Here is a 7,497-nt window from a genome sequence, read left to right as displayed (position 1 = left end):
TCAGAAACTATTACTTTTATTTTAAAAGAAAAAAGACTGTAGGCAAACTCGAAATTTCGAGTTTGTCTACAGTCTGCGGGAAGGGATATACCCCTTCCCTTTTTCTTTTTTAGGAATCCATAAGAACTATTTAAACTTTTCGCTTCAATAATAAAGAACATCAATTTTTTTAAATTGATGCTCCTAATTTAATTCAAGCCTTTATAGTGCATTTGAATCGGTTGATTTTCTTCCATACTTGCTTTATATAAAATTATTTCATTTGTTAATGATATAGATGAATCGGATTCCACTTTAAAATTTTCATCTAAAGCAATTGTCCAAACAGCTTCATCATTTTTCATTAACACGATAGCTAAAGTGCCAAATTGTATAATATGATCCCAATCATACCGCTCTGTAATACCCTTTTCTGTAACCATTATACCATCCATATCACTTATCACTTCTACGTCTCCACTTTGCCATTTCCCTTGAATTTCCGGACCTACATTATAATAAGATATACCACTACCTCGATCGCCATAAGTAGCAATAAATTGATGAACTGTTTGATTTTTCGCTTTGTATGTAAAAGCTGCAATATCATTAGTCAACCATTCCACTTTATATTCCCCATTCATTTCATACGGTAACTTATCCATCGGCCGCGCAAAAATAAGAAAAGATGAGCGATAGTAAATCGACTCCCCTTCTTTTCGATCTTCTTTAATGGATAGTACATGTTGAAAATCTGGTGATATGCTGACTATATTCCGAACTTGTTGGTTATTCGAAATACATAAGATGACATTCACAACAATCAACGCACTCCCGATAATGAAAGTAAAAAAAAGTGATTTTTTATTAAGTCGTAGTAGTAATACAACACCGAAAAATAAGCATAGAACAAAACAGATGTTAATGATGTAAAAGATACGATTATCCATATATTCAATTTGAAATTTTTCATGGGCTAAAAAGTAACCTACTTGCAAGCAAAAGAAACCTATTGCCAGAAGGAAAAGTACCCAAGCAATAACGTTCATGATTTTTCCTTTGTTATTCATTAGGTACTACCTCCTTTTGAAATGTCCAATTTAACCCATTATCTGATGAAATAAATTTTCCTTTTACTTTCCCACCCTGATAATCACCATTCGGTCCTTGATTGACAAGTACGGCTAATTGATCATTTTCTTTAAACGGAATTTCAGCGGTTACGAAAATTTTATTGAATTCTATTGGAATTTGAATGTTTGATTTCGTCCACGACACACCACCGTCTTGTGTAACATAAAAGTCTGGTTCTTCTGGATTAATCGTTCCAAAGGATAAAAAACCAGTTGTTTTATCAATAAATCCACCATCTGAAATTAAGCGCGTCACACCTGAATTATTTGTTTCTTTCCACGTAATCCCTCCATCATTCGTTATAAAAACGACGGAATATTCTTGTGACATTGTACGGTCTCCTGATAAAATGACATATCCAAATTGATCATTCAAAAATGCTAATTTCCGAAAACGAATTACTGGAAACTGTTCTGAAATGACACTTTCTTTCCATGTATTTCCCTGATCGAAGGAATATTTCAATAAAACCCGTTGGCTCGCCAAATCTTGTCCATCCGCATATAAGAAAGCTGCTCTTTTTTTGTTCAAAACAAAACTATTCACGATTAGTTCTTGTTGATTGCCATTATATTCTCCTGAAAATAATTCGCTAATTCCAACAGGGACCGTAGTCCAACTCTTTCCATTATCATAAGTAATGTTTAGCTGATTGTTTTGTAAAGAATAACCAATTGAATCTTCAACAGAGACGGGATGTAATGGATTCAACCCTAATTCAGCTGTTTGATTTTTTGTCTCCTTTTGTTCTTCAAAAATTTGTTCGGGTGTCGATAAAGTAGTTTGACTGTCGTCTTGATAAGCAACTATGGCGATGCAAATGATCAAAACCATCAATATAGAGATCGTGATGATTAATTTTTTCAAACTAAATAATCCCTCCTCTTTGTTTTCAAATTATGGAAATATTAAATTTTGTACTATGACGTTCCAATAGATGAAAAAGTTCAAATTCCCCATTATGAACAACGTGGATGGCAAAAAAAGAGGAAAGCTCAATTGCCTCCCTCTTACATACTACTTCTTTTTTCTTCATTTTCAATATATAAAACCGTTTCTTTATCTGTATGGGAAGGTACACGAAATGATTGTTTGTACAGTTCATGTCCTTTACCAGTAATGATAATCCAATCACCTTGTTCACTATTTTCAATGGCCCACTTAATTGCTTCAGTTCGATCGGGTAGTACAATTCCTTTATTGTTCCCATAATCGTTATTTAATTTATTTAATATGCCCATCATTTCATTTAAAGGAACTGTATTCAAATCATCTACAGTTAATATAAATTGGTCACTTAGTTCAGTAGAAACTTTAATAATCCCTTGTCTCTTACTTTCATCCCGATCTCCGCGAAAGCCAAAAATATGGATGATCCGTTTTGCACCAAATTTTTTTGCAGTCGTTAAACAATGATAGATTGCATCCGCTGTATGAGCATAATCCACTATTACAGTAGCTTGATTATGTAAGGATACCATTTCAAACCTCCCTTTTACTCCTTTAAATCGCTTAACAGCTTGACTAATGAACTCCTTTTTAATTCCTAGCAATTTTGCTGTAATGTACGCCATAATCGTGTTATACATATTGTGTACACCTATCATTGGTGATGAAAGTTCAACCATTTCCTCTTCCTCTGCTACATGGACAAGGGTGGCACATTTTATATTTAAATCGAGTATTTGAAATTGATTGCTTTCCGATTGTCCTAACGTATGCACAACGATTTTTTTATCATGTAATTTGCCAACTAATTTTTTTCCCCATTGATTATCAGTGTTCACAATGGCATGTCCATTTTCTCTTAAATAATCGAATAACAACAACTTTGTTTGAAAGTAATCTTCCATCGTATCATGATAATCTAAATGCTCATGATCTAGATTTGTAAATAGACAAATATCAAAAGTAATGCCTTCAATTCGAAATTGGGATAATCCATGGGAAGAAACTTCCATAATAACGATTTCATCTTTACTTTCTGATAAAAGTCTTTGCAACACTAAAGAACCTGGAGTGGTATTTTTACTATCACACACTTCACCGTTAATCATATTTTGAATCGTACCAAATAAAGAACAAGTATAACCATTACTTTCTAATATATGTTTAATCATAAAACTGGTAGTTGTTTTCCCATTTGTACCTGTTATGCCAATCATTATTTTTTCTTTAGATGGATTATGATAAAAATTATTTGCAATAATTCCTAACGCCTTCGACTATTAGTGACTTTAATATAAGGTACCGGTAAATAATCCAGATCCATTTCACCAACAACTACAGAAGCCCCCCGCTTAACTGCATCGTCAATATAATCATGCCCATTCGATTTATAACCTTTTATAGCAACAAATAGATAATCTTCCGATACATCCGAAGAATTATCTGCCACTCCCTTTATGAAGAAATCTGCTATTTCAGGTTCTATGTCAACTTCAAGAGCATTGATTAAATGTTTTAATTTCATTCATGTTTACTCCTATCAATTGGGTTTAACTAATGGTGATTGAGATTGCTATCAAAGAATTACATCCGAAGTTAAAATGTTGTCTATACAGTGAAAACAGAAAATTTCCGAACCTCATTTACTTTTAATTAATTTGCTCATTCAGTTGGGAAATATAATAAAAAATAGTACAAACCATTATTTGGCTTGTACTATTTTTTACTAATTTTTTCTTTAATAAGAGCTCTACCAGCTGTAATATCTACATGTACCATTTAAATCTGAATTCCTCTCCAAATTCTTCAAAAATCAAAATTCTCTTTAAGTTTATTTTATTGCTATAGCTAATCCCTAAAAAAGGTGTTAGAATAAAAAATCAATTCATCTAGAAGGAGCACAAATATGCAACAAAAATTATCATTTTCTACATACGCTATTATCGGCACAATGTTGTTCGGTATGTTCTTTGGTGCGGGAAATTTAATTTTTCCAATCCAAATGGGCCAATTAGCTGGCACGAATTTTTGGCCAGCACTAATTGGCTTTCTTATAACCGCAATCGGGTTACCTTTTATGGGGATATTAGCCATTGGGTTATCTGGGAGTAATGGATTACGAGATATAGCGAGTCGGGTACATCCGTTATTTGGAGTTGTGTTCTCCGTGGCACTTTACTTAACGATTGGGCCGTTTTTTGCAATTCCGCGAACAGCAACAGTACCTTTCGTGGTCGGGTTTGAACCGTATATTAATCCAGTTCACAGTAGTTTATACCTTGGGGTATTTAGCTTTGTATTTTTTGCAATTGTCTATTATTTCTCTCTAAATCCAGCAAAAATTCTCGATTATATCGGTAAATATTTAACTCCTGCATTTTTATTATTTTTATTTATGTTAATTGTCATAGCTATCGTCAAACCAATGGGTCACTTTAATAATCCAACTGGTAACTATAGTGATTTAGCTTTTATAACGGGCTTTAAGGAAGGGTATAACACGATGGATGCTCTTGCGTCACTAGCATTCGGTATAGTTGTTATTACAGCAATTAAGGGACAAGGCATCACCAATTCAAAGGAGATTGCGAAAGCAACTTGGAAATCAGGGATTTTCGCCATGTTGCTAATGGTGCTTATTTACGGACTCATTACCTATATGGGGGCATCAAGCGTATCTGCTATCGGAACCTATGATAATGGAGGGTTAATATTTTCTGCAGTGGCTCAGCATTATTTTGGATCATGGGGCTCTATATTATTAGCTATTATTATTGTACTCGCTTGTTTAAAAACAAGTATTGGATTAATCACATCTTGCAGCGAATTTTTTAATCAGATTTGTCCGAAAGTAAGTTATAAACTATTTGTTCTAATCTTATGTCTCATGTCATTTATAATTGCCAACTTCGGTCTAAATAATATTATTCAATATGCGATTCCCGTATTAATGTTACTGTATCCTTTAGCAATTGTTCTTATTTTATTAACCCTTTGTTCCTCTTTATTCGGGAATAAGCAAAGTGTTTACGCAACCGCAATGTTCTTTACTTTTTGTGTAAGCTTCTTCGACGGCTACACTGCGTTAATCGACAGTTTACCAAAAGCATCAATCCCTTTATTTGAATCGATTAAATTATTCTACATGGATAATTTACCATTTTACGATATTGGGCTAGGCTGGATCTTACCAGCTGTAGTCGGTGTCGTTATCGGTCTTTTATGGCCAAAGAACGCTAAAAAGGCAAAAGTGATATAACGCTAATGGAGGACCAGCTTAGGTTATTTCTAAGCTGGTCCTATTTTTTAATTCCTTCTTAATGTTCTTCATAGCTAAACACCATACACATGCAAAAGGAACAGACGATAACCTGCCTGTCCCTTTCTATTTTTTCATTCTTCACTTATTTAGAAGAAATTTATAACGATCTATAGTAATGGTAAATAACAGAAATGATGAGATAGGAATTCTAAATCTCACCTCGAGGTTAAATAAAAATTAATATTCCCTACTTTAGGAAATTCATTTTTCCTACGGTTGCCTTTACCAATTTGTATCAACTCATCAATATGCAAAGACGAAAGTTTTTTGTTCCAATTCATTTTCAAAATCAACATGCAAAATGAATCTTTAAAGAAATAGTCCAACAATTGTTCCAGTTAAAATAGATCCCATTGTCGCCACTAATAAAACTTTTAGTCCAACTTTGGATAATTGGCTAGCTTGATCATGATTTATTGCTTGAACAGTTCCTAAAATAATACCAATAGAAGAAAAGTTAGCAAATGAAATTAAGTAAGCGGATACAATCCCTACTGTTTTTGTAGACATGTCTGGGAATATCTTCACAAAGTCAAGCATTGCGACAAATTCGTTGGCAGCTACTTTAGTACCCATAATAGAACCTGCTTCAACAATTTCAGAGGTAGGTATACCCATAATAAAGGCAATCGGTGCGAAAATATAACCTACAATTTCTTGGAAAGTCATTCCTACAATGCCATTTAAAACAAAGTTGATCAATGCCAATAATGCCATATACGTTATTAACATTGCACCTACAATAAGAGCTGTTCTACCACCTATAATCGTACCATTACCAATCGCTTCAAATAATGACTTTTCAGGAATCATTTCTTTTACGTCAATATCATAATCTTCTTCTTTTGTAACTGGACATACGATAGAAGATAAAATTAAACCTGAAAATACATTTATCGGTAGCGCGACTAATACATACTCTGCAGGAATCATTTGTAAGTAAGCTCCAAGTGTCGAGCATGATACCGCCACAAGTGAGGAGGTTGCAACGATAAACAGACGATTAGGACTAAGTCTGTGTATTTGAGACTGTACAGAAAGAATGGCTGTCGTATCACCAAAAACCATTGAATTTACCGCTACGAATGATTCAACCTTTGGAAGTCCAGTAATTTTTGCAACCAAACCACCAATATATTTAATCGCTAATGGTAAAATTCTTGTATAAGTTAATATTGAAAGTAAAGCAGAGACAAAAATAATCATCATAAGAACATCAAGGAAAAAATAACCTTTTGCTGACAAGTCACCAAATACAAATGAAATGCCCTCATGTCCAAATGATAGGATTTTGTTAAATACATCTACAATTTTTTGTATGATCGTTTTTCCAATCGTAGTATTCAGCATAAACCAAGCTAAAAAAAGCTGTACAGCCAACATGATACCAACTGCACGATAATTTATATTTTTTTTATCATTAGACATAACCCACGAAATACCGATTAAGACAAGGATGCCTAAAATTCCTATAATAATTGTCAATTTTTTTCCTCCAAATCACAGAAGTGGTCTTATAATGACTCAAAATAATTCTTTATTTTAAAAAAAATGATGAAACCGCTACCACTTTTTGCGAAATTTAATGCAAGAAATCATAATAATAATTTCAGCTATTTCCGTAAGTTGATTGTGTTATACACTGATTGATAACCAACATGAATTTACCAAACTATCTTTTTGAACATAACTTCCTTAAAAACCCATATATCGCATGATGAATAAAAGCATAGAAAACATTTTCTATATTATTATAATTTTATACACGATGCAACTATTATTTATATACTTCCAACGTTTAATTAATTTTCAGAATAGTAAGCATCCTATTTACTACTACATAGGAACTTTCTCTCAATAACCCCATCCTTTACAAGGATGAATAATATTTAAAAATTCAAATTTTAATGACTCAATAAAATATTTTAAAATAATATTTTTCCTTTCATTACATCGATTTAATTTAATTTCAGTAGCCTATTTACTCATGTTACTTCATGAGTTCCTACCAATTTTATTACTTTTTGAACATACAAGAAAAAGAGGCTGGGACATAACTAGCTTCAAATAGTGAGAAAGGTGAATTTGAGGAAACTCAAATTCACCTTTTTCTT

Annotated in this window: 6 protein-coding genes; 1 reads left to right on the top strand and 5 read right to left on the bottom strand. The window is 32.9% G+C overall.

The window, feature by feature from the left end; translation table 11 throughout:
• Positions 1–188: 188 nt before the first annotated feature.
• The 4 genes from H9636_RS18670 to H9636_RS19210 all read right to left on the bottom strand — a co-directional run bounded on the left by H9636_RS18670 (position 189) and on the right by H9636_RS19210 (position 3,586).
• The gene (locus H9636_RS18670) at positions 189–1,049 is read right to left on the bottom strand and encodes a hypothetical protein (protein ID WP_191709059.1); all 861 of its coding nucleotides are present in this window, start codon (positions 1,047–1,049) and stop codon (positions 189–191) included.
• Positions 1,042–1,980, bottom strand: a complete 939-nt coding sequence (locus H9636_RS18665) for an oxidoreductase (RefSeq protein WP_191709058.1) — start codon at positions 1,978–1,980, stop codon at positions 1,042–1,044. Before H9636_RS18665 ends, H9636_RS18670 begins: the two co-directional genes overlap by 8 nt.
• 143 nt (positions 1,981–2,123) lie before the next feature.
• Positions 2,124–3,278, bottom strand: a complete 1,155-nt coding sequence (locus H9636_RS18660; RefSeq protein ID WP_225230341.1) for a Mur ligase family protein — start codon at positions 3,276–3,278, stop codon at positions 2,124–2,126.
• A 47-nt stretch (positions 3,279–3,325) separates the two neighbouring features.
• The gene (locus tag H9636_RS19210; RefSeq protein ID WP_225230340.1) at positions 3,326–3,586 is read right to left on the bottom strand and encodes a Mur ligase domain-containing protein; all 261 of its coding nucleotides are present in this window, start codon (positions 3,584–3,586) and stop codon (positions 3,326–3,328) included.
• Positions 3,587–3,967: 381 nt separating this feature from the next.
• Here H9636_RS19210 and brnQ point away from each other — a divergent pair, with 381 nt between their 5' ends.
• Positions 3,968–5,320: a branched-chain amino acid transport system II carrier protein gene (gene brnQ / locus H9636_RS18655; protein ID WP_191709057.1), complete on the top strand. Its 1,353-nt coding sequence runs from the start codon at positions 3,968–3,970 to the stop codon at positions 5,318–5,320.
• A 372-nt stretch (positions 5,321–5,692) separates the two neighbouring features.
• Here brnQ and H9636_RS18650 read toward each other — a convergent pair whose 3' ends face one another.
• Positions 5,693–6,868 (bottom strand): NupC/NupG family nucleoside CNT transporter, encoded by a 1,176-nt coding sequence (locus H9636_RS18650; RefSeq protein WP_191709056.1) that lies wholly within the window; start codon positions 6,866–6,868, stop codon positions 5,693–5,695.
• Positions 6,869–7,497 lie beyond the last annotated feature (629 nt).

This window comes from Ureibacillus galli (genome assembly GCF_014836845.1).
Classification (GTDB): domain Bacteria; phylum Bacillota; class Bacilli; order Bacillales_A; family Planococcaceae; genus Ureibacillus; species Ureibacillus galli.
This window is presented reverse-complemented; position numbering and strand designations above follow the sequence as displayed.

Excerpts from the sequence above, each read along its gene's own strand:
- H9636_RS18670 (WP_191709059.1), bottom strand. The coding sequence starts at position 1,049 with ATGAATAACAAAGGAAAAATCATGAACGTTATTGCTTGGGTACTTTTC.
- H9636_RS18660 (WP_225230341.1), bottom strand. The coding sequence starts at position 3,278 with ATGATTGGCATAACAGGTACAAATGGGAAAACAACTACCAGTTTTATG.
- H9636_RS19210 (WP_225230340.1), bottom strand. The coding sequence starts at position 3,586 with ATGAAATTAAAACATTTAATCAATGCTCTTGAAGTTGACATAGAACCT.
- brnQ (WP_191709057.1), top strand. The coding sequence starts at position 3,968 with ATGCAACAAAAATTATCATTTTCTACATACGCTATTATCGGCACAATG.